The sequence below is a fragment of the Pseudomonas sp. KCJK9058 genome (assembly GCF_046230975.1).
GTDB classification, from domain to species: domain Bacteria; phylum Pseudomonadota; class Gammaproteobacteria; order Pseudomonadales; family Pseudomonadaceae; genus Aquipseudomonas; species Aquipseudomonas alloputida.
In genome coordinates, this window is the sequence record NZ_JBJJLR010000022.1 from 1 (window position 1) to 22,562 (window position 22,562).

At 63.9% G+C, this 22,562-nt stretch carries 16 protein-coding genes; 10 read left to right on the forward strand and 6 right to left on the reverse strand.

Features of this window, described 5'->3' with window-relative positions; all coding sequences use genetic code 11:
• Positions 1-472 (forward strand): thiamine pyrophosphate-dependent enzyme (locus ACK59Z_RS13695; RefSeq protein WP_404649001.1); only part of this gene is annotated, 472 nt, incomplete at its 5' end.
• 126 nt (positions 473-598) lie between these two features.
• On the opposite strand, the gene ACK59Z_RS13700 is transcribed toward ACK59Z_RS13695, so the two are convergent.
• The gene (locus ACK59Z_RS13700) at positions 599-3,142 is read right to left on the reverse strand and encodes an HWE histidine kinase domain-containing protein (RefSeq protein WP_108191876.1); all 2,544 of its coding nucleotides are present in this window, start codon (positions 3,140-3,142) and stop codon (positions 599-601) included.
• Between the two features lie 225 nt (positions 3,143-3,367).
• On the opposite strand from ACK59Z_RS13700, the gene ACK59Z_RS13705 reads away from it, so the two are divergent.
• Positions 3,368-3,985, forward strand: coding sequence for a dTMP kinase (locus ACK59Z_RS13705; RefSeq protein WP_004577562.1), 618 nt, complete (start codon positions 3,368-3,370; stop codon positions 3,983-3,985).
• Positions 3,986-4,025: 40 nt separating this feature from the next.
• Here ACK59Z_RS13705 and ACK59Z_RS13710 read toward each other — a convergent pair whose 3' ends face one another.
• The gene (locus ACK59Z_RS13710) at positions 4,026-4,466 is read right to left on the reverse strand and encodes an Lrp/AsnC family transcriptional regulator (protein ID WP_004374903.1); all 441 of its coding nucleotides are present in this window, start codon (positions 4,464-4,466) and stop codon (positions 4,026-4,028) included.
• Positions 4,467-4,609: 143 nt separating this feature from the next.
• On the opposite strand from ACK59Z_RS13710, the gene ACK59Z_RS13715 reads away from it, so the two are divergent.
• Positions 4,610-7,657: an aminotransferase class III-fold pyridoxal phosphate-dependent enzyme gene (locus ACK59Z_RS13715; protein ID WP_108191875.1), complete on the forward strand. Its 3,048-nt coding sequence runs from the start codon at positions 4,610-4,612 to the stop codon at positions 7,655-7,657.
• 78 nt (positions 7,658-7,735) lie between these two features.
• Here the strand turns inward: ACK59Z_RS13715 and ACK59Z_RS13720 are convergent, their stop codons facing one another.
• Together ACK59Z_RS13720 and ACK59Z_RS13725 are read right to left on the reverse strand one after the other, a co-directional pair.
• Positions 7,736-8,860: a mechanosensitive ion channel family protein gene (locus ACK59Z_RS13720; protein ID WP_108191874.1), complete on the reverse strand. Its 1,125-nt coding sequence runs from the start codon at positions 8,858-8,860 to the stop codon at positions 7,736-7,738.
• Positions 8,861-8,958: 98 nt separating this feature from the next.
• Positions 8,959-9,429, reverse strand: a complete 471-nt coding sequence (locus tag ACK59Z_RS13725; RefSeq protein WP_012052230.1) for a MarR family winged helix-turn-helix transcriptional regulator — start codon at positions 9,427-9,429, stop codon at positions 8,959-8,961.
• Between the two features lie 197 nt (positions 9,430-9,626).
• On the opposite strand from ACK59Z_RS13725, the gene ACK59Z_RS13730 reads away from it, so the two are divergent.
• The 5 genes from ACK59Z_RS13730 (at position 9,627) to ACK59Z_RS13750 (ending at position 16,954) form a co-directional block, all read left to right on the forward strand.
• On the forward strand, positions 9,627-10,457 hold the full coding sequence (locus ACK59Z_RS13730) for a p-hydroxycinnamoyl CoA hydratase/lyase (protein WP_010954234.1): 831 nt from the start codon (positions 9,627-9,629) through the stop codon (positions 10,455-10,457).
• A 75-nt stretch (positions 10,458-10,532) separates the two neighbouring features.
• Positions 10,533-11,981, forward strand: a complete 1,449-nt coding sequence (locus tag ACK59Z_RS13735; RefSeq protein WP_104887679.1) for an aldehyde dehydrogenase — start codon at positions 10,533-10,535, stop codon at positions 11,979-11,981.
• A gap of 91 nt (positions 11,982-12,072) precedes the next feature.
• Entirely contained in the window at positions 12,073-13,956 is a 1,884-nt protein-coding gene (locus ACK59Z_RS13740; RefSeq protein ID WP_409293217.1) for a feruloyl-CoA synthase, read from the forward strand.
• A complete protein-coding gene (locus tag ACK59Z_RS13745) occupies positions 13,953-15,194 on the forward strand; it encodes a thiolase family protein (RefSeq protein WP_409293219.1) in 1,242 nt (413 codons plus the stop codon). Before ACK59Z_RS13740 ends, ACK59Z_RS13745 begins: the two co-directional genes overlap by 4 nt.
• A 14-nt stretch (positions 15,195-15,208) precedes the next feature.
• The gene (locus ACK59Z_RS13750) at positions 15,209-16,954 is read left to right on the forward strand and encodes an acyl-CoA dehydrogenase family protein (RefSeq protein ID WP_409293221.1); all 1,746 of its coding nucleotides are present in this window, start codon (positions 15,209-15,211) and stop codon (positions 16,952-16,954) included.
• Here the strand turns inward: ACK59Z_RS13750 and ACK59Z_RS13755 are convergent.
• Together ACK59Z_RS13755 and ACK59Z_RS13760 are read right to left on the reverse strand one after the other, a co-directional pair.
• Positions 16,935-17,957 carry a formylglycine-generating enzyme family protein gene (locus ACK59Z_RS13755; protein WP_108190749.1) on the reverse strand — a complete coding sequence of 341 codons (1,023 nt, stop codon included), beginning with the start codon at positions 17,955-17,957 and terminating at the stop codon, positions 16,935-16,937. The two genes, ACK59Z_RS13750 and ACK59Z_RS13755, sit on opposite strands and share 20 nt — an antisense overlap.
• Entirely contained in the window at positions 17,954-19,618 is a 1,665-nt protein-coding gene (locus tag ACK59Z_RS13760; protein WP_409293223.1) for an arylsulfatase, read from the reverse strand. The genes ACK59Z_RS13755 and ACK59Z_RS13760 overlap by 4 nt, the downstream gene beginning before the upstream one ends.
• 261 nt (positions 19,619-19,879) lie before the next feature.
• On the opposite strand from ACK59Z_RS13760, the gene ACK59Z_RS13765 reads away from it, so the two are divergent.
• Together ACK59Z_RS13765 and mhpT are read left to right on the forward strand one after the other, a co-directional pair.
• Complete coding sequence (locus ACK59Z_RS13765; RefSeq protein ID WP_012052237.1) at positions 19,880-21,271, forward strand: alginate export family protein; 1,392 nt, start codon at positions 19,880-19,882, stop codon at positions 21,269-21,271.
• Between the two features lie 34 nt (positions 21,272-21,305).
• On the forward strand, positions 21,306-22,547 hold the full coding sequence (gene mhpT, locus ACK59Z_RS13770; RefSeq protein WP_019438196.1) for a 3-(3-hydroxy-phenyl)propionate transporter MhpT: 1,242 nt from the start codon (positions 21,306-21,308) through the stop codon (positions 22,545-22,547).
• The last annotated feature ends 15 nt before the right edge of the window (positions 22,548-22,562 follow it).

Consider the following 22,562-nt stretch of genomic DNA (forward strand, 5'->3'; position numbering starts at 1 on the left):
TAAAGCGCACAAGCCAAACACCGTGCTGCTGGACAACGCCCTGGCGACCATGGGCGCCGGCCTGCCATCGGCAATGGCTGCGCACCTGGTGCACCCGGACCGCCCGGTAATCTCGGTGTGTGGCGACGGCGGCTTCATGATGAACAGCCAGGAACTGGAAACTGCAGTACGCCTGGGCATGCACATCACCGTGGTGATCCTGCGTGACGACGGCTACGGCATGATCCGCTGGAAGCAGGCCAACATGGGCTTCACCGATTTCGGCCTGGACTACGGCAACCCGGACTTCGTCAAATATGCCGAAGCCTACGGCGCCAACGGCCACCGCGTGGAAAGTGCCGAAGGCCTGCTGCCGCTGCTGGAGCACTGCATCAAGACCCCGGGTGTGCACGTGATCGACTGCCCGGTCGATTACAGCGAGAACGACCGTATCCTCAACAGCGAGCTGCGTGAGCGCGCCCTGGCGGTGTAAGCCCTGACAGGCCGGCGCCGTCTTTTTGCCGGCGCGGTCTTGTGCTGCGAAGAGGCCCGTATAGCTGACAGTGATGTGTCGGCTTTACGGGCCTTTTCGCAATACAAGGCTGCCTCTGTATCCCAGTCAACCCAGCTCAAGCAGACCTTGCAGGCTGGCCAGAATGGCATTGGCGTCATAAGGCTTGCGCGTGACGGGCACATACTGCAAGTGCTCGGGAATGCTGATGCCGTCGCCATAGCCGGTGGCAAAGAGAAACGGAACCTGCCGGCGAACCAGCTCATCCGCTACGGAAATGGATGTTCCGGTACCCAGGTTGACATCCAGTATTGCCGCGTCCGGCTTGTGGCTGCCAAGCAGTTGCATGGCTTCGTCCTCGGAGCTGGCGGTGATCACGTCCTTGATTTGCGCATCGTTGAGAATTTGCTCCAGGCCTACTGCAATCACCAGTTGATCCTCGAGTATCAGCACACACAAGCCCGAGCGCGCTGCAAACGCACCGTTTACACGGGCCAGAGGCGTGGCCGGGAGAGCGGTTTCTGCCGCTTCGGCTACGGAAAGGTGCTTGGCCGGGATTCTGAAAAAGCCTTGCAGTCCTTCGGGGTGATATTCCACTGCGCTTGTGCCACCCAGGTCGAACGGGATGCTGCGGTCGATCAGTACCGTGCCGAAGCCGCTGCGGCTGGGCGGGCGTACCGTTGGCCCACCACTTTCCCGCCAACTGATTGCACAGCCGTTGGTGGCGTCGATTGCCCAGCTCACCGAAAGCCTGCCGCCGGCCCGCGATAACGCACCGTACTTGGCCGCGTTGGTGGCCAGTTCGTGCAGCACCAGGGCCATGACCGAGTAAGCGCGCGCATCGAGGATGACGTTCGGGCCCTGCAACTCGATCACGCCGGCCGCCGTGCGATAGGGAGAAAGCTCGGCCTCCAGCAGCTTCGCCAGGCGCCCGCCACCGTCACCGCGCACCACCTGGTCATGGGCCAACGACAAGGCCTGGATACGCCCTTTGAGCGTTGCCACATAGTCCTGCAGGGTCTGGCTTTCCGGGGTCGGATGGGCAACCAGTGCACCAATCAGCGACAGGATGTTCTTGACCCTGTGGTTGAGCTCTTCGTTGAGCATGCGCTGGCGCACGTCGGCTTTGGCGCGTTCACTGGCGAGCAGTTCGCTGTTGTGCAGCACCACTTCGACGATAGCGGTACGGATGGCATCGCCAAACTGGCGGTCCTGCTCGGTCCAGGGTAGCGACTGCTGGTGAACGGTTTCTTTCCAGATGGCGAAGCTCTTGCGGGGCGTCAGGCGGTCGCCCAACGCGCCGCTGTCATAGGTCTTGTTCGGGTCCCCGGCCCAATCGAGTGTCTCGACCACCTCCTTGCGGAAGAAGATCAAGTAATCCCTTGGGTGTTGCGACATCGGGACGATCAGCACACCCGACACATCATTAAAATACGCCTGGGCCGACGGGAGCACTGTCGACAGGCGATTGGACGCCCAGATTCGGCCTTCGCTGACCATGTCTGCCAGACGCAGCAGATCAGGCACGGCCGTTTGGGGCGGCGCCAGCCCTGCGCACGACCAGCGGCCTAGCAGCGACATGCCGATGCCGTCGCAGGGAATCAGCGACATCAACCGGGGCAGGCGTGCGTGGAAGAACCCATCAATGTCCGCCGCCTGGTTGGCGTCGCGCAGCAGGCTGTCCAGGGCTTTGTGGATGCGCACGGCAGCTTCGAGTTTTTGCCGGCTACGCAGGGTCTCGATATGCAGGGAGAAGAACTCACCGAACATCTCGGCGGCCACACGTTGCCCCATGGCCAGCGTGCGCGGTGCGTAGTGATGGCAGGCAATCATTCCCCACAGCTCGCCATTGACGATGACGGAAATCGACATCGAGGCGCCCACGCCCATGTTGCACAGGTATTCGCAATGGATCGGCGAGACGCTGCGCAGGTGCGCGTAGGACAGGTCGAGCGGTTCGCCCGAGGGGTCGAGCACCGGGTTGATGGCGACCGTATTGAACTGGGCGTCGGAGATTACCCGGATCGGGTTGCGCAGGTAGAGCGCGCGGGCCTGCTGGGGGATATCGGAGGCGGGGAAGTATTGGCCCATGAAGCTTTCGAGGTCGCTACGCTTGGACTCAGCAACCACCTTGCCGGCACCGTCGGCTCCCAGCTGGTAGATCATCACCCGGTCGTAACCGAGCACCGCCCTGACAAAGCGGGCGGCGTCGCGGAACAGCTTGTGGGTCTGGTCGATTTCGCGCAGTTGGGCAATCAGTGTGCGGGCCAGCTCGATCGGTTCGGCGATGCTCGCCCCGGCGGGCTCGAATTCGAGGATTGCCGTGCCTTTGTACAAGTGGGCGGCGATGTCGACGGCCTCGCCGTTGGGCAACGTCACGCCGAAACTGAGCGCGGGCCGCGAGGCATCTCGGGTACGGGCAAGTGCGTTGCGAAGCGTATGCGTGACCTCGTCACCCAGCACCGCGTGCAGTTTCTGACCATTGATATCGTTTGCTACACCCAGCATCTGTGGGGCGTTGACCGAATGGCGCAGCACTACGGTCGCCGAGGCATCACAGGCCAGCAGGCAGCCATGGGGCTGGATGCTCCCGGGAATCTGGATGGGCTCCCGGTCGCAGTTGGTCAGGTTAACGTGGGGGTTGTAGGTCATTGGCCCGTGCCTGTGGGTAAGGGGGGCGGGCTGCAGGTCCGCCATCGTCCGTCAGCCTAGCAGGCATTGCACGCCTTGGGGATGGCGGGTCGGGCAATGCCGGTCCATTCCCAAGGCAATGCTTTGATCACAGCGTGGAGTACGGATGTACTCCCGTCGAGAATCGCTTGAAGGCAGCTACGATCAATGGTCTTATCCCGCGCTTGAGCCAACTGGTATTGCAAGATGAACCGCCCGCTGTTTATTTCCATCGATGGCCCCAAGGGTACCGGCAAGACCACGCTGCTGGAGGCCGTCACTCAAGCGTTACGGCTGGACGGGAACAAGGTGATCCGCCTTTGCGAAAGAAAGAATGATCCTCACCGGGGCGAGACCATGGCCCTGGTCAACCAGCTTTCCAGAAGCCCTTGCCAGGACCTTGAGTTCAAGGTTTGCGAACGCTTCGCTGAAAGCCGAGCCTGGATTTCCCGACATGTACTGCCCAGGCAGCCCGCTGACAGCATCATCCTGATTGACCGCTGGTACCCCTCTGACGCTGCGTTTCGCCGCACAGTGCCGTTTGACAAGATCCTGCGCCTGAACCTCGAACGAAACGTGCAAGTGCCCGATTTGCATGTCGGGGTTGTCACAACGCCTGAAACCTCGTGGGCGAGGGCCGCGGCGCGCACGCGTGGGCTGGGCAGTACGGTGATCCATAACCTGGATGAACAGGTTGCCTGTACCGAGGCGTTCGAGCGTGCAGTTGCGGAGCAAGGCTGGGTGCTGTGCCGTAATGAAGGGACCGTCGACGAGGCAACGCGGCAGGTCGTAGGCGAGATTCAGGGCGTGCTTCGACACCTGTGAGGCTTGGGTAAGTACGGCCTGTCTACTGCCTCTGCAGGTATCAGGCGCCCTGGCGGTCGATATCACGGCGCAGGACTACCGACGTGGTAATGTCATCCACTGATTCGTGACGTGCCACGTTGTCACGTACCTGGTTGAGGTCGTCGATCGTTCGGGTCTCCACTTCAACCACCAGGTCAAGCTGACCGCTCACCGACGAAACCCGCCGTACGCGCGCGTCCGTTGCCAACTGGTCGAGCAGCCCCATGGCAGGCGTACGCTGCAACGTCACCAGCAAGATCGCGCGTATCACGTTGGCATCTATTTCGCCGATGTCAGCGCGATAACCGCGAATGACTCCGCTGCGTTCAAGGTTGGCGACACGCTCGGTGGTGGCACTTCGGGAAAGGCCTATGCGGCCGGCTAACGCCTTGAGCGCAATACGCGCGTCCTTCGAAAGTACCTCAAGAATCTCACGATCTTTAGCGTCCAGGTCACGCATTGCAGCCCCTTGATAAGCTTGCCGTCATTATGCCGGTCGGAACCGGCATAATGCCTGTTGCGCCCGACCGTATGCAGGGTGTCCGTTTCGGCGGCGCATGACAAGCTATTGAAAAACAATCAGCGCGCTCGGAACCTGATGATATGACAGACCTTTCCCACCCGGCACCTCGGTTTTCGGCAAGCGATGCAGAGGGCCTTGCAAAAGATTTCTTCGATGTCACCGGCACTGCAACGCCCCTGGATGGGGAGCGTGATCGCAATTACCGGCTGGAGACTGGCGTAGATGCAGGCTGGATACTGAAAATCGTCAATGCCAGCGAGCCCAGGGTAGAAAGCGAGTTTCAAACCGCGCTACTCGATCACCTGGCCGTGCATGGCGCGCATTTGGGCGTGCCACACCTGCGGGCCAGTGTGACTGGCGATTACCTACCGTCTGTGGCCAGCAGCACCGGTGAAAAGCACGCTGTGCGCCTGGTCAGCTGGCTGGCCGGCACGCCACTTGCCAAGGCCAGACGCTCCCTGGCGCTGATGAGAAACTTCGGCCAGGCACTCGGTGAACTTGACCGTGCCCTGCAGGGCTTCATGCACCCGGGCGCAGTCCGTGATCTGGACTGGGACTTACGCCATGCTGCGCGCTCCCGTTCGCGGCTGCACTGCATCAAGGACCCTGATCGCCGGGCCGTTGCCGAGCGCTTCATCGCCCGGTTCGAACAGACTGTACAGCCAAAGCTGGCTTCCCTTCGGGCCCAGGTGATCCACAACGATGCCAACGACTGGAACATCCTGGTCGATGCCGAAACGCCCCGTAGCGTGACTGGCTTCATCGATTTTGGCGATGCCGTGCACACCGTTCTGATTGCCGAGGTCGCAATCGCCAGCGCCTACGCCATTCTCGACATGGACGACCCGATCGGCGCTGCGGCTGCGCTGGTGGCCGGCTTCCACGAAAAGTACCCGTTGCAAGCGCAAGAGCTTGATGTGTTGTTCAACCTGATAGCCATGCGCTTGGTCATCAGCGTCACGTTCTCCGCTTCCCGGCAGGACCAGACCGACGACAACCCCTACCTGGCGATCAGTGAAGCGCCTGCCTGGCGTCTACTGGAACAGCTCGATTCGATGAACCCACGGTTGGCCACCGGCATTTTGCGCAAGGCCTGTGGTTTCGATGCCATCGAAGGTGCGGGGGAAGTCCGCCGCTGGATTGCCGACAACCACAAGTCGTTTGCCGACCTGGTGCGCCCGTCAGCCGCCATTCTCGACAAGGTCATCGCGCCGTTTGGCGATGCCAGCCATGAGATGACCATTGCCTCGGCCCAGCAGCGCCCTGCAGATGCGACGCGGTGGTGGAATGAATGCTCTGCCGCGCACAAGGCCCCGCTGGGCATCGGGCCATGGGGCGAGGTACGTGCCGTCTATACCGACAGCGCCTTTGAGTCTCGCTTCATCAAGGGGCAGCACCGGACCCTGCATGTGGGGGTAGATTTGCTGATGCCAGCGGGTACGCCGCTGTACGCACCGATTGCCGGCACCGTCAGAAGCGTCGAGGTCGAGCCAGAGCCGCTGGGTTATGGCGGCCTGGTGATGCTCGAGCACACCCCGCCCGGTTGCCCGCCATTTCTGACACTGTGGGGGCACATGGCCCACGAGGCGCTCAGCCGTTTGAAGGCCGGTGACAAGCTCGAAGCGGGCGACCTCGTCGGTTACATGGGCAGCGATCACGAGAACGGCGGCTGGATTCCCCACCTGCATCTGCAGGTGGTCACCGATACCCAGTTGCGCGCGTGCGAGGTCATTGGCGTGGGTGAGCCCGCATACCGCGAAGCGTGGGCCGACCTGTTCCCCGATGCCTCGGCCCTGGCCGGTATCCCGCCAGAGACCTACAGCCAGCAGGGGATGACCAAGGCCCAGATCATTGCCAGGCGCAAGGAACTGCTGCTACCCAACCTGTCCATTTCGTACACCGACCCGATCAAGTTCGTGCGCGGTGATGGCGTATGGCTGATCGACAACTTCGGGCGGGCCTACCTGGACTGCTTCAACAACGTGTGCCACCTGGGCCATAGTCATCCCGACGTGGTCGAAGCCCTGACCCGCCAGGCTGCGCTGCTCAACACCAATACCCGCTACCTGCACGACAACATCGTCGAATACGCCGAGCGCCTGACCGGCACTTTGCCCAAGGGCCTTTGCGTAGCGTCCTTTGGCTGCTCGGGGAGTGAGGCCAACAGCCTGATGCTGCGTATGGCGCGCAACTACACAGGCAGTGATCAGGCGATCGTGCTGGACTGGGCCTACCACGGCACCACTCAGGAACTGATCGATCTGAGCCCTTACAAGTACAAGCGCAAGGCGGGCAAGGGCAGGGCGGCGCATGTTTACGAGGCCGTGGTCCCGGACAGCTACTACGCCCCCGAGCACTGGCCCGTGGAAGCGCACGGCAAGCGCTTTGCCGAGTCGGTGGCAGAGCAGCTGGATGCCATGCGCAAGGCAGGCAAGCGTCCCGGGTTTTTCATTGCCGAATCGATCCCCAGCGTGGCGGGGCAGGTGTTTTTGCCCGAACACTACCTTGAGGAGGTGTACGCCATGGTGCGCGCCGAAGGTGGGCTGTGCCTGGCCGATGAGGTTCAGGTCGGGTTTGGCCGGGTAGGCAGCCACTGGTGGGCATTCGAGACCCAGGGCGTGGTCCCGGATGCCGTCAGCATGGGCAAACCCATTGGTAACGGCCACCCGATGTCGGCGGTAGTGACCACGCGCGAGGTTGCCGATGCTTTCAACAACGGCATGGAGTATTTCAATACCTTCGCCGGTAACCCGGTGTCATGCGCGGTAGGCCTGGCGGTACTCGATGCAATCGAGCGCGACCAGTTGAAAGAAAACGCCTTGAGTGTCGGCCATTACCTGCTCGAGGGTTTGCGCAAGCTTCAGCAGCAATTCGACGTGATTGGCGATGTGCGCGGGTTGGGCCTGTTCCTCGGCATCGTGCTGGTCACTGACCGTAAGTCAAAGGCGCCAGCCACGGCCCTGGCCAGAAAAGTGGCTGATGGTGCCCGGGAGCGCGGCGTGTTGATCGGCACCGAAGGCCCGCATGACAACGTGCTGAAAATGCGGCCTTCGATGATTTTCAGCCGGGCCAATGCAGACTTCCTTCTCGAGGTGCTGAAAGACAGCTTCACCGCGGCGCTTAAATAGCGTTTCAGCGCGGGCAGGGCGTGCGCATGTGCACGCCCTGCGGCGCACCTATCTGGCGAGCCGGGCAGGTTGCCAGCATCAAGCGCCTCTGATGCTCAGGCCTTCGCGAGCCTGGCCATGCAGGCCGGCGGCCTCTGGCAATGCCGTGACCTTGATCGCGCGCACCGGTACGGCGAACTTGGCGCCGATTTGCGAGAACCGCTCCAGCAGCCTGAAGTTGATCGCCTGCTGAATGTCCATGTAAAGGTTGTAGCCTGGGTCCCGGACAATGTAGACACACTCGAACTCCAGCGCCTCTTTGCCGAAGCCGCGCAGGTGAGCGCGATCGAAACGCGCCTGCTCCTGGGCCTTGATGGCGTCTTCTACGATGGCTGGCGCTTTCTTCACGGCCTCGGTGGGCGTGTCGTAGGAAAGCCCGAACTCGAACACGATGCGACGCTCTTGCAGGCGCTTGTAATTCTGGATGGTGCTGCTGATCATGCTGGCGTTGGCCATGACGATCTGTTCGCCGCCGAGGCTGCGGATGCGTGTGGTTTTGAGGCCAACGTGCTCAACGGTGCCCGCCAGGGGCCCGATGACGATGAAGTCACCGATCTCGAACGGCTTGTCCACGGCGATCGACAACGAAGCGAACAGATCGCCAAGGATATTCTGCACAGCCAGCGCCACCGCGATGCCGCCCACGCCAAGGCTGGCGACGAAGGCGGTGATGTTCACCCCCAGGTTCGACAGCATCGCCAGCACTACGACTGACCACAACAGGACCCGCGCGCCCCAGGCCGAAAGGGTTGCCAGTGCGCTGCCCTGGTTCAGGCCGTCGGTACGGTGGCGGGCGAAGTAGCGGCTCAGGCCCAGGCCGATGGCGCGGTTGGCCCACAGGCCAATCTGCAAGGCAGCGACCACGAACCACAGGCTGCTGACCCTGCTCAGCCAGCGCTCGGGCAGGTCGAGCATGCTCAGGCCCACCAGCAAGGAGGCCAGCAACAACAGAAAGTTGCTGGTGCCGGAAAGCACCTTGGCCATTATCTGGCTCAATGGGCCTTCGTGTTCGGACCAGCGCCGTACCCGGCGCATCAGGAAACTGATGGCGGCACGGGCGACCAGGAAGACTAAGGTGGCGACTGTCAGCGCCACCAGCAGGTTGAGAATGGAGATGCCGAATACGGTGGTTTCGGTGAAAAACGCGATGATGCGGTCGTTCATGAGTACCTCGCCTCTGGGTTGATTTGCCAAGGTGCTTTCTTGGGACGTCAAAGAGGCGCAACAGGTCGATCGGATTTCACCACGCTGGGCAGACTGAGTCAGTCCCGGTAGATTTTCTTTAATAACCGCAACAGTTCAGTCCTTTCGTCATCCGAGAGGTTGGATGTCGCCTGGTGATCGCTGTCGGCGGCGATGTGCTTCAACTCCTTCAACAGGGCTTCGCCCGATTTGCTCAGGAAAATCCCATACGAGCGCTTGTCCGGTTTGCACCGCACGCGCACGGCCAGCGCGCGCTCTTCCAATTTGTTCAGCATTGGCACGACTTGCGGGGGTTCGATTGCCAACGCACGCGCCAGGTCGGCCTGCATCAGCCCGGGGTTCTGGTCGATGATCGCCAGGGCGGAAAATTGGGCCGGGCGCAGGTCATGGGCCGAGAGCCGGGCAATAAGGTTCTGAAACAGCTTCAATTGCGCGCGTCGCAAGGCGTAGCCGATCAAGTCTTCAAGCACCCCTTCTCCCACAGGAGCAGCCACGCAAGCGTCGTCGGTACTACGGGCAGACCTAGCCATCAGGGTTCATGCTCCTCGATCATGGGTAATAAAGTTACCTATTTTGCCTGTCCTTATGCGATTCGGCTAGAGAGGCTTTGGAAAAAGGCAGCGCGCCTACCCATGGGTTAAAGATAAATTTGTTAATGGTTAATTGACATAACTAATTTGACCCGTTAGCGTGGCCCCATCACCTCGAACAACAAGAGTGCAGAACCATGAGCAAATATGAAGGCCGCTGGACCACCGTGAAGGTCGAACTGGAAGCGGGCATCGCCTGGGTGACCCTCAATCGCCCGGAAAAACGCAATGCCATGAGCCCCACCCTGAACCGGGAAATGGTCGACGTGCTGGAAACCCTCGAACAGGACGCTGACGCTGGCGTGCTGGTATTGACCGGTGCCGGCGAGTCCTGGACCGCCGGCATGGACCTGAAGGAGTACTTCCGCGAGGTGGACGCCGGCCCGGAAATCCTCCAGGAAAAGATTCGTCGCGAAGCCTCGCAATGGCAATGGAAGTTGCTGCGTCTGTATGCCAAACCGACCATCGCCATGGTCAACGGCTGGTGCTTCGGCGGCGGCTTCAGCCCACTGGTGGCATGCGACCTGGCGATCTGCGCCAACGAAGCGACCTTCGGCCTGTCGGAAATCAACTGGGGCATCCCGCCTGGCAATCTGGTCAGCAAGGCCATGGCCGATACCGTTGGCCATCGTCAGTCGCTGTACTACATCATGACCGGCAAGACCTTCGATGGTCGCAAGGCTGCCGAGATGGGCCTGGTGAACGACAGTGTGCCGCTGGCCGAGCTGCGTGAAACCACCCGCGAGTTGGCGCTGAACCTGCTGGAAAAGAACCCGGTGGTGCTGCGCGCCGCGAAGAATGGCTTCAAGCGCTGCCGCGAGCTGACCTGGGAACAGAACGAAGACTACCTCTACGCCAAGCTCGACCAGTCGCGCCTGCTGGACACTACTGGCGGCCGCGAGCAGGGCATGAAGCAGTTCCTCGACGACAAGAGCATCAAGCCAGGCCTGCAGGCCTACAAGCGCTGAGTCGCACCGCGGGCGACGGTGTGCCGCGCCAAAGCCCGCGGGTATTTCTCTATAACGACAACAAGAGGAATGAGCATGTTGCAGGTGCCTTTGCTGATTGGCGGGCAGTCGCGCCCCGCCAGCGATGGACGAACCTTCGAGCGCTGTAACCCGGTGACTGGCGAGGTGGTGTCGCAGGCTGCCGCCGCCACACTGGCCGATGCCGATGCCGCGGTGGCTGCTGCCAGCGCGGCGTTTCCGGCCTGGGCCGCCCTGGCACCGGGCGAGCGGCGCAGCCGCTTGCTGGCAGGCGCTGATCTGTTGCAGGCGAGGGCCGCCGAGTTCATCGCCGCCGCCGGTGAAACCGGGGCCATGGCCAACTGGTATGGCTTCAACGTGAAGTTGGCCGCCAACATGCTGCGCGAGGCTGCAGCCATGACCACGCAGATCACCGGTGAAGTGATCCCCTCGGACGTTCCCGGCAGCTTCGCAATGGCCCTGCGCGCGCCCTGCGGCGTGGTGTTGGGCATCGCACCGTGGAACGCCCCGGTGATACTGGCCACGCGTGCCATTGCCATGCCGCTGGCCTGCGGCAACACCGTGGTGCTCAAGGCCTCGGAGCTGAGCCCGGCGGTCCATCGGCTGATCGGCCAGGTGCTGCACGATGCAGGCATCGGCGACGGCGTGGTCAATGTCATCAGCAATGCGCCGCAGGATGCCCCGGCCATCGTCGAGCGGCTGATCGCCAACCCTGCGGTACGCCGGGTCAACTTCACCGGTTCGACGCACGTCGGGCGCATCGTCGGCGAACTGGCGGCCCGCCACCTCAAGCCGGCCCTGCTCGAACTGGGCGGCAAGGCGCCCTTGCTGGTGCTCGACGATGCCGACCTGGACGCCACGGTCGAAGCGGCGGCCTTCGGTGCCTACTTCAACCAGGGGCAGATCTGCATGTCCACCGAGCGCCTTGTGGTGGACAGCCGTATTGCCGACGCCTTCGTCGACAAGCTGGCGGCGAAGATCGCCGGGCTGCGTGCAGGTGATCCGCAAGCCAGCACCTCGGTGCTCGGCTCGCTTGTCAGCGCAGCGGCCGGCGAGCGCATCAAGGCACTGATCGACGATGCCGTGGCCAAGGGCGCGCGCCTGGTCAGCGGCGGTCAGCTGGAAGGCAGCATCCTGCAACCGACCTTGCTCGACAACGTCGATGCCAGCATGCGCCTGTACCGCGAGGAGTCCTTCGGCCCGGTGGCGGTGGTACTGCGCGCCGAAGGCGACGAAGCCTTGCTGCAGCTGGCCAACGACTCGGAGTTCGGTTTGTCATCGGCCATTTTCAGCCGCGACACCAGCCGCGCCCTGGCCTTGGCCCAACGGGTGGAGTCGGGTATCTGCCATATCAACGGCCCGACCGTTCACGATGAAGCGCAGATGCCGTTTGGCGGGGTCAAGTCCAGCGGCTATGGCAGCTTCGGTAGCCGCACGGCCATCGATCAGTTCACCCAGTTGCGCTGGGTTACCCTCCAGCACGGCCCGCGTCACTATCCCATCTAGCCGCGGCAGGCCCAGACCTCCGGCAAGATGACCGCCGCCCGGTCATATCGGGCGGCGGCAGGATGTACAACAAGAACAAGGAGCAACCTGCGTGAATAACGAAGCCCGCTCAGGGTCGACCGACCCTGGCCAACGTCCGCGCTACCGCCAGGTGGCCATCGGGCATCCCCAGGTGCAGGTCAGCCACATCGACGACGTGCTGCGCATGCAACCTGTCGAGCCACTGGCGCCGCTGCCGGCGCGCCTGCTCGAGCGCCTGGTGCATTGGGCCCAGGTGCGCCCGGACACCACTTTCATCGCGGCACGCCAGGCAGACGGTGCCTGGCGTTCGATCAGCTACGTGCAGATGCTCGCCGATGTGCGCACCATCGCCGCCAACTTGCTAGGACTGGGCCTCAGTGCCGAGCGCCCGCTGGCGCTGCTTTCCGGCAACGACATCGAACACCTGCAAATCGCCCTCGGCGCCATGTATGCCGGTATTGCCTATTGCCCGGTGTCGCCGGCCTACGCGCTGTTGTCGCAAGACTTCGCCAAGTTGCGCCATGTCTGCGAGGTGCTCACCCCCGGAGTGATCTTCGTCAGCGACAGCCAGCCGTTCCAGCGCGCCTTCGAGGCGGTGCTGGACGATTCGGTCGGCGTGATCAGCGTGCGTGGCCAGGTCGCAGGTCGCCCCCATATAAGCTTCGACAGCCTGTTGCAACCGGGTGACCTGGCGGCGGCCGATGCGGCTTTCGCCGCCACCGGGCCGGACACCATCGCCAAATTCCTCTTCACCTCGGGCTCGACCAAGCTGCCCAAGGCGGTGATCACCACCCAGCGCATGCTGTGCGCCAATCAGCAGATGCTTCTGCAGACTTTTCCGACGTTCGTCGAGGAGCCGCCGGTGCTGGTGGACTGGCTGCCGTGGAACCACACGTTCGGCGGTAGCCACAACCTCGGCATCGTGCTTTACAACGGGGGCAGTTTCTACCTGGACGCCGGCAAGCCGACCCCGCAAGGCTTCGCCGAGACCTTGCGCAATCTGCGCGAGATTTCCCCCACGGCCTACCTCACCGTACCAAAGGGCTGGGAGGAACTGGTCAAGGCACTGGAGCAGGACCCCGCGCTGCGCGAGGTGTTCTTTGCCCGCATCAAGCTGTTCTTCTTTGCCGCCGCAGGCCTGTCGCAAAGCGTCTGGGACCGGCTGGACCGCATAGCCGAGCAACACTGCGGCGAACGCATACGCATGATGGCCGGCCTTGGCATGACCGAAGCCTCGCCATCGTGCACCTTCACCACCGGGCCGTTGTCGATGGCCGGCTATGTCGGGCTGCCGGCACCTGGCTGCGAAGTGAAGCTGGTGCCGGTGGGTGACAAGCTCGAGGCGCGCTTCCGTGGCCCGCATATCATGCCGGGCTACTGGCGCTCGCCGCAGCAGACCGCCGAGGCGTTCGACGAGGAGGGTTTCTACTGTTCGGGCGACGCGTTGAAGCTGGCCGATGCCAGGCATCCCGAGCTTGGCCTGATGTTCGATGGCCGTATCGCTGAGGACTTCAAACTTTCGTCCGGGGTATTCGTCAGTGTCGGGCCGCTGCGCAACCGCGCAGTGCTGGAGGGCTCGCCTTACGTACAGGACATCGTGGTCACCGCGCCGGACCGTGAATGCCTGGGCCTGCTGGTGTTCCCGCGTCTGCCCGAGTGTCGGCGCCTGGCCGGGCTGGCAGAGGATGCCAGCGATGCGCAGGTGCTGGCCAACGACACCGTGCGCAGTTGGTTCGCTGACTGGCTGGAGCGCTTGAACCGCGATGCCCAGGGCAACGCCAGCCGTATCGAATGGCTGTCGCTGCTGGCCGAGCCGCCGTCGATCGACGCCGGTGAAATCACCGACAAGGGCTCGATCAATCAGCGCGCCGTGCTGCAGCGGCGCGCCGCTCAGGTCGAGGCGCTGTACCGTGGCGAAGACCCCGACGCATTGCACGCCAAGGTGCGGCCTTGAGTGCGGCCGGGCTGTGCACCGTCTTCGAGGACACGGCCATCGTCCAGATGGTGCGTACGCCCTGGGTCGACCTGGGTGGCGCATTGGCCGCGATCTCGCCCATCGACCTGGGCATTCAGGCTGGCCGCGCGGTGCTGGCACGTGCAGCTGCCGCCCCTCAGGCGGTAGACAGTGTGCTCGCCGGCAGCATGGCCCAGGCCAGCTTCGACGCCTACATGCTGCCACGCCATGTCGGCCTCTACTGTGGCGTGCCGCAGGCGGTACCGGCACTGGCGGTGCAGCGCATCTGTGGCACGGGCCTTGAACTGTTGCGTCAGGCCGGTGAACAGCTGCGCAGTGGCGCCCGCCAGGTGCTGTGCGTGGGCGCGGAGTCGATGTCGCGCAATCCGATCGCGGCCTATGAACACCGGGGCGGTTTTCGCCTGGGGGCGCCGGTCGGGTTCAAGGACTTTCTCTGGGAAGCCCTGTACGACCCGGCTGCCGGCGTGGACATGATCGGTACTGCGGAAAACCTGGCCCGTGCCTATGGCCTCGCTCGTGAAACGGTGGACGCGTGGGCCCTGCGCAGCCATCAGCGGGCCCTGCAAGCCCAGGCGCAGGGCTGGTTCGACGAGGAAATCGTCAGCGTCACCGCGCAGGCACTGGAGGCAGAAGGCTGCCAGCCACGCGGCATTGCATTGCCGCGTGGCGTGAGTGAGGTCAGCCAGGACAGCCACCCGAGGCCTACCGATGCCGCCGCACTGTCTCGGCTGCGCCCGGTGCACGCCGGTGGCGTGCAGACGGCTGGCAACAGTTGCGCGGTGGTCGATGGCGCGGCGGCAGCCTTGGTCACGCGCTACTCCGATTGCACTCATCCGCCTTTGGCGCGCTTGCTGATGGCCACGGCTGTTGGCGTGCCGCCCGGCCTCATGGGCATCGGGCCGGCGCCGGCCATTACCTTGCTGCTCGAGCGCAGCGGCCTGCGCCTGGAGCAGATCGACCGCCTGGAAATCAACGAGGCCCAGGCCGCCCAAGTGCTGGCGGTGGCCCAGGCGCTCGAACTCGATGTGGACAAGCTCAATGTCCATGGCGGCGCTATCGCCCTTGGTCACCCATTGGCCGCTACAGGCCTGCGCCTGGTCCACACCTTGGCCCGTCAATTGCGCGACGGCAACTTGCGCTATGGCATCGCAGCGGCATGCATCGGCGGTGGCCAAGGCATGGCGCTGCTGATCGAAAACCCTCATTTCGTTGCCTGACCCGGAGGTATCCGATGACCTGGAAGGCGCCCCTGCGCGACATGCAGTTCGTCCTGCAACACTGGCTGCGGGCCGATCAGGCCTGGACGCAATTACCGGCATATGCCGACGTCGACCTCGACCTGGCGGCCCAGGTACTGGAAGAGGCGGCCCGTTTCTGCGAGCAGGTGCTGGCCCCTTTGAACAGTTCGGGCGATCGCCAGGGCTGCCAGATGGAGGGCGGGGAGGTACGCACCCCGGACGGATTCCCGGCGGCTTATCGCGCCTACGTCGACGGTGGCTGGCCGTCGCTGGCATGCGCCCCGGCGCTTGGCGGCCAAGGGCTGCCGTTAGTGCTGGAGGCGGCCTTGCAAGAGATGCTGTTCGGCAGCAACCACGGCTGGGCCATGTACACCGGCATTGCCCACGGTGCCTACCTGTGCCTGAAAGCCCATGCATCCGCCGAGCTACAGGCGCGCTATCTGCCGGGCATCGTCAGTGGTGCCACCCTGCCTACCATGTGCCTGACCGAACCCCAGGCCGGCAGCGATCTAAGCCTGTTGCGCTGCCGCGCCGTGCCCCTGGGCGACGGTGGCTACGCGGTCAGTGGCAACAAGCTGTTCATCTCTGGCGGCGAACACGACCTGACCCGCGACATACTCCACCTGGTGTTGGCCCGGTTGCCGGATGCGCCGCCCGGCAACCGCGGGCTCTCGCTGTTGCTGGTGCCGAAATGGCTGGAGGATGGCCAGCGCAATACACTGTACTGCGACGGCCTGGAACACAAGCTGGGCATCCGTGGCAGCGCCACCTGCGCACTGCGCCTGGAGGGGGCCCGGGGCTGGTTGATAGGCCAGCCCCATGGCGGCCTGGCGGCGATGTTCGTGATGATGAATTCCGCGCGGCTGCATGTTGGCCTGCAAGGGCTGGGGCATGCCGAGGCCGCCTGGCAACAGGCCCGCGACTATGCCCTGGAGCGGCGCCAGATGACTGCCCCGGGGCGGGCCAAGGGGGTCGCCCAGGGCGCCGACCCGATCCACCTGCACCCGGCCATGCGTCGGGTCTTGCTGGAGTTGCGGGTGCGTACCGAGGGGATGCGCGCGCTGGCCTACTGGACGGCCCAGTGGCTGGATATCGCCGTCGCCGCCGTCGAGCCTGCACAACGGGCGAAGGCCGCGACATTGGCGGCGCTGCTGACCCCCATCGTCAAGGCGGCCTTCACCGAGCAGGGGTTCATCCTGGCAAGCAAGGCCTTGCAGGTGTTGGGTGGCTATGGCTACACCCAGGAGTTTGCCATCGAGCAGACCTTGCGCGACAGCCGCATCGCGATGATCTACGAAGGCACCAACGAAATACAGGCCAACGACCTGATGCTGCGCAAGGTATTGGGCGATGGGGGGGAAGGGTTCGCCCTGCTGTTGGGTGAGTTGCGTACCGAGGCCGCTGCGGACGCTGGCGCAGCTGCCACCGCGTTGGGCAGTGCGTGCGACACGCTGGAGGCAGCGCTGGCCAAGGTGCTGTCGATGACCGCGGGCGATCCCGAATTTCCGTACCGCGCCGCAGGCGACTTCCTGCAGTTGTGCGCAACGGTGCTGCAGGCCTTCGCCTGGGCCCGCAGCGCGCGCTGCATCCAGGCGTTGCCATTGGGGGCGGCGCAGCGCCGGGAAAAGCAGGAAAGCGTTGGGTTCTTCCTCGGCTACCTGCTGCCCGACCTCGAACGGCAGGTGGCGGCCATCGACCCGGCCGCCACGCCGGTGCCCTTCATTGCCGAATCGTTCTGAAACCCACGTGCGAGGTCGTCATGAACACCGGCTGCGGCTGGCGTGCCGAGGGGCGGTAGCGCATGCAGCGGTCCGCCGAACACAGGTGCGAGCCGCCTTTGATTACCGCCACCGGCACGCCGGGGTCTGCCGGGTCGAAGCTGTCACTCAGGGCCGGGCCTGAGGGGTCGAGCTTGGCGTCGCGCTGTGCGTCATGGCCTGGCCGATAGCCCGTGCGAGTCAGCTCCCAGACATTGCCGCCGGCATCGAACAGGCCAAAGCCGTTGGCCGGGAAGCAGCCCACGGGTGATGTACCGGTAAAACCATCCTTCGCCGCATTGCGATAAGGGAACTGACCCTGCCAGGTATTGGCCATGAGCTTGCCCTTGGGCTGCTCGGTGGTACCCCAGCTGAAATCGGCATCGGTCAGGCCGCCGCGCATGGCGTATTCCAGCTGCGCCTCGCTGGGCAGTTCGCGGCCTGCCCAGCGGGCATAGGCCTGGGCATCTTCCAGGGCGATCTGCACCACCGGATGATTGTCCAGCCCGGCCAGGCTGCTGCCCGGCCCTTGCGGGTGTCGCCAGTTGGCGCCGGGCACGAACTGCCAGCCGGGGCTGAGCTCGTCCGCACCCTGATGAAACACCATCGCACCCGGTACCCGCAGCGCGTCGGGCAGGGCAGGGTCGTCCTCGATACGGGTACCGCGCTCGGCATGGGTGACATACCCGGTGGCCTTGACGAAGCGCGCAAACTGGGCGTTGGTGACCGGATGCACGTCAATCCAGAAGCCGGACACCTTGGCGGGGTGAGGCGGGCCTTCTTCGTCGTAAAAGCGGCTTGAACCAAAGCTGAACTCGCCGCCCGGCACGTGCACCATGCCGTCCCGCCAAGGGCCTTGGCGCTGCGCGGGCAGGCCGCTGTAGCCCGTGCACAGCAGCGCCGGCGCCGGGGCTTGCGGCCACACGGCATAGGCGGCGAGCAGGCCGGCGGCGAGTGCTGCGCAGCCGGCTGCCCGGGCGATCATTGCTGCTTGACCTGGATCGGGCTGGCCGGACGGCCGTCGGCATCGATCGCGATGTTGCCGCGTTGGGCATAAGCCTTCCAGTCGCGCAGCATCAGCGCCACCTGCTCGGGGTGCCCTGCGCCGATGTCATGGTGCTCGCCAGGGTCCTTGCGCAGGTCATACAAGTGCCAGCTCGGCTTGCTGTCGGTGGCATCCCACACCAGCTTCAGCGGGCCCTTGCGCAACGAGGCGTTGCCGTTGATTTCCCACCCCAGGGCTTCGTCATGGGCGTGGATCTGGCTGTCCTTGCCTTGCAGGTAGTTCAGCGCCGATGTGCCTTGCGGCGGCACGATATCGCGGTCGCGGTACTTGACGCCGGGCATCGGCGCACCGGCCAGTTGCAGCAGGGTCGGCATGATGTCGCGGACGCTGGCCAGCTCTTCGCTGCGGCCGGCCTTGATGGTGGCCGGGTAGTAGACGAAGGCCGGTACGCGGATGCCGCCCTGGTAGGTGGTCATCTTGTAGCGACGGCTGGGCAGGGCGCTGACCTGGGCCCAGGCCGAGCCGATCATCAGGAACGAATCGCGGCGGCCGTAGTTGTCCAGGCGGTTATCGAAGTTTGCCTTGATCCACTCGGGGTCGACACGGGTGGCGTTCTCCGGACCGTTGTCGGACATGAACAGGATCATCGTGTTTTCCAGCTCGCCGGTCTTGCGCAGGTGTTCCACCAGGCGCCCCACCTCGGCGTCCAGCGCCGTGACCATGGCGGCGTATACCTCCATGGTGCGCGCGGACTGGCGTTTTTGTTCATCGCTCAGCGATGCCCAGCTCGGCACGCCTTCCAGTTGTGCTTGCAAGGGGAAGTCGGCGGGCACCAGGCCGGCTTCGCGCTGGCGCTTCAGGCGCTCGTGGGCGATGACTTCGTAGCCTTGGTCGTAGCGGCCTCGGTACTGCGCCAGGTACGCATCCGGCGCCTGCAGCGGCCAGTGCGGCGCGGTGTAGGCGGCAAAGGCGAAGAAAGGTTTGTTGCTGGCCTTGCCTTGGTCGATCGCGTCGATCAGGCGGTCGGTGTACCAGGTGGTGGAATAGAAGTCGTCGGGCAGCGTGATCGGCTCGCCGTTGTGGCGATAGGTGGCGCTGTAGTTCGACTGCAGGTCCATGTTGGCCTGCTTGAAGTGCGCCGCGCCGCCTTCGAGCAGCACGTAGGCCTGGTCGAAGCCGCGGTTGTGTGGCTGCTGGGCCGGTTGCATGCCCAGGTGCCATTTGCCGGCGATGTAGGTGCGGTAGCCGGCGTCGTGCAGCAGTTCGGCGAGGGTCGCGACATTGGCACCGAGCACGCCTTCGTAGCCGGCGCGTACCTCTGCGCCGGCCGGTAGGCGCTTGCGCGTCTCCGACATCATGCCCAACCCGACCAGGTGTGGGTCGTTGCCGGACATCAGCATCGCCCGCGTCGGCGAGCAACTGGGCGCGGCATGGAAATCGAGCATCAGGCGGCCGTCGGCCAACAGTTTGTCCAGGTTGGGCGTCTGGATTTCGCTGCCCAGGGCCGACAGGTCGGAGAAGCCGAGGTCATCAGCGACCACCAGCAGAATGTTTGGTTGTTTAACGGTTGGTGCGGCCATGGCGTGGCTGGCACCGAGCATGAGCACGCCGAGGGCGGCAAGGGGGCGGAGGCAATTCATGGGGGGACTCTTGTTTTTGTAATGGACTCGAATTTTGCGCATGGCCTCTGAATAGACAGCACGCCACTGGATTCTAGCGACGGATGAATGAATGCCGCAGCCGCTCGCTGCAGAAGTGTGCGATTAGCGAACGCTTGATGCTGATCATTCCTTGTACACGGCAAAACGCTATTGACGGCGCATATGGTTAACAAAAATAATCGTTAATAGAGTTATCCAGTTTGTAAGAACAATTATAAAAACAAGTGAAGGGAAATTCTGATGATCAAGCCGTTGAACGGGGTATGCCTGCCCCTCATGGTGCTTTCGCTGTGCCAGTCCGCCTACGCGGCCAGCCCGCTTGAAGAGAGCCGGCCGGGGAGGCCAGGGGCCCCTCGCTGGATCGAGGACTACCGCTTTCTCGACGACCCCGCCAAGGCCACTGCCCCCTTCGATGGCCTGCGCTACCATCGGCTGTCAGAGTCGGCCTGGCTGCAACTCGGGGCTGAGGCCCGCTACCGGGCCGATGCTTCGGACAAACCCTTCTTTGGCCTGCGCGGGCTGAACGACGATTCCTATCTGCAGCAACGGCTGCAGGCCCATGCCGACCTGCACCTGTTCGACGATGCCGTGCGTACCTTCGTCCAGGTCGAGAATACCCGTGCCTTCGGCAAGGACTTGTACTCGCCCAATGATGAAAGCCGCAATGAAGTGCGACAGGCCTTCGTCGATTTCAACCACGATTTCGCCGCCGGGCGCTATACCACACGCGTAGGTCGCCAGGAGATGGGCTTCGGCGACCAGGTGTTGGTCACCTACCGCGACGCGCCGAACATCCGCCTGAGCTTCGACGGCGTGCGCGCCAGCCTCAACCTCAAGGACGGACGCAAGCTGGATGCATTCGCTGTGCGCCCGCTGAAAACCGGTGAAGACAGTTGGGACGATGGCAGCAACAACAATATCAAGTTCTACGGCCTTTACGGCACCTTGCCGCTGTCGGCGTCGTGGAACATGGACCTGCTAGCCTTTGGCCTGGAAACCGACGACCGCAGCCTGGCCGGCGAGTCGGGTGACGAGCAGCGCTACACTTTCGGCACGCGGCTGTTCGGCCGCCATCAGGCACTGGACTGGAGCTGGAACCTTGTCGGGCAGACCGGCCACCTGGGCAACGCGTCGATCCGCGCCTGGGCGCTGTCGAGCGACAGCGGCTTCACCTTCACCCACCCCTGGCAACCGCGCCTGGCCATGCGCATCGATGCCGCAAGCGGCGACAGTGACCTGGGCGACGGAAAAGTCGGCACCTTCGACCCGCTTTACCCACGCAATGGTGTCTATGGCGAAGCCAGCCTCACCACCCTGAGCAACATCATCGTGGTGGGGCCGACCTTCGGCTTCTCGCCCTGGCGCACGCTGCGCATCGAGCCCGGCATCTTCGAAGTGTGGAAACAGCGTGAGGAAGACGGCGTGTACATGCCCGGCATGAGTATGTTGGCCAACACCCGCGGCACGGGTCGCCATGTCGGTACCATCTACCGCGCCAGCACGCGCTGGCTTGCCACTCCCAACCTGACCCTGGACCTTGACCTGAAGTACTACGACGTGGGCACGGCCATCAAGGAGGCTGGCGGCGAAGATTCGTCGTTCGTCTCAGTACGTGCCACGTTCCGCCTTTGACCACCCGACCGATAACAACAACAGAGGGCCACACATGCATCATTCATCCGCGTCATCGGGCAAGGCCGTGCTCACCATCGGCTTGTGTTTTCTCGTTGCCTTGCTGGAAGGGCTGGACCTGCAGGCCACCGGCATTGCCGCGCCGCACATGGCCAAGGCATTCAACCTGACCCCTGCCATGCTCGGTTGGGTATTCAGTGCCGGGTTGCTGGGGTTGCTGCCCGGCGCGCTGATCGGCGGTTGGCTGGCAGACCGCTTTGGCCGCAAAGCGATCCTGATCGTGGCGGTGCTGCTGTTTGGCGGCTTCTCGCTAGGGACCGCCCATGCCCAGACCTACGATTCGCTGTTGATCGCGCGGCTGATGACAGGGCTCGGGCTGGGGGCGGCGTTGCCAATCCTGATCGCCCTGGCCAGCGAGGCGGCGCCTGAGCGTCTGCGGAGCACGGCGGTCAGCCTGACTTACTGTGGTGTGCCGCTGGGCGGGGCGGTTGCGTCGCTGATCGGCATGGCCGGCGTGGGCGACGGTTGGCGTACGGTGTTCTACGTCGGCGGCATCGCACCGATCGTGATCGCCTTCGTGCTGATGATCTGGCTGAAAGAGTCCCAGGCATTCCGTGCCCAAGGCGTTGCCAAGGCTGGCAGTGAAGGTGTGCTTACCCAACTGTTCGGGCCGCAGCAGGCAAGCCGCACGCTGTTGCTGTGGGTGGCATGTTTCTTCACCTTGACGGTGTTGTACATGCTGCTCAACTGGCTGCCATCGCTGTTGATCGGCCAAGGCTTCAGCCGGCCGCAGGCGGGCGCCGTGCAGATCCTGTTCAACCTGGGTGGGGCGGCTGGATCGTTCCTGACCGGTCGGATGATGGACCGTGGGTTTGCCGGGCGGGCGGTATTGATCGCCTACGCCGGCATGCTGGCGTCGTTGGCAGGGCTGGGGCTGTCGAGCAGTTTTGGTCTGATGTTGCTGGCCGGGTTCACTGCGGGGTATTGCGCCATTGGTGGCCAGTTGGTGCTGTACGCGCTGGCGCCGACGCTGTATTCGACCCAGGTGCGCGCGACGGGCTTGGGCGCCTCGGTGGCGGTGGGGCGCCTGGGTTCCATGGCCGGCCCTCTGGCGGCTGGGCAGATCCTTGCAGCAGGCGCAGGTGCGGGAGGGCTGCTGATGGCTGCGGCTCCGGGTCTGGTGCTCGCGGCGTTGGCGGCACGTGCGCTGCTGAAACACCGAACCCGCACGCAACGCCCGGAGCCGGGTGAGGCTGCGGCCCAGGACCCTGCATAGCGCTTCCTTGGGGAG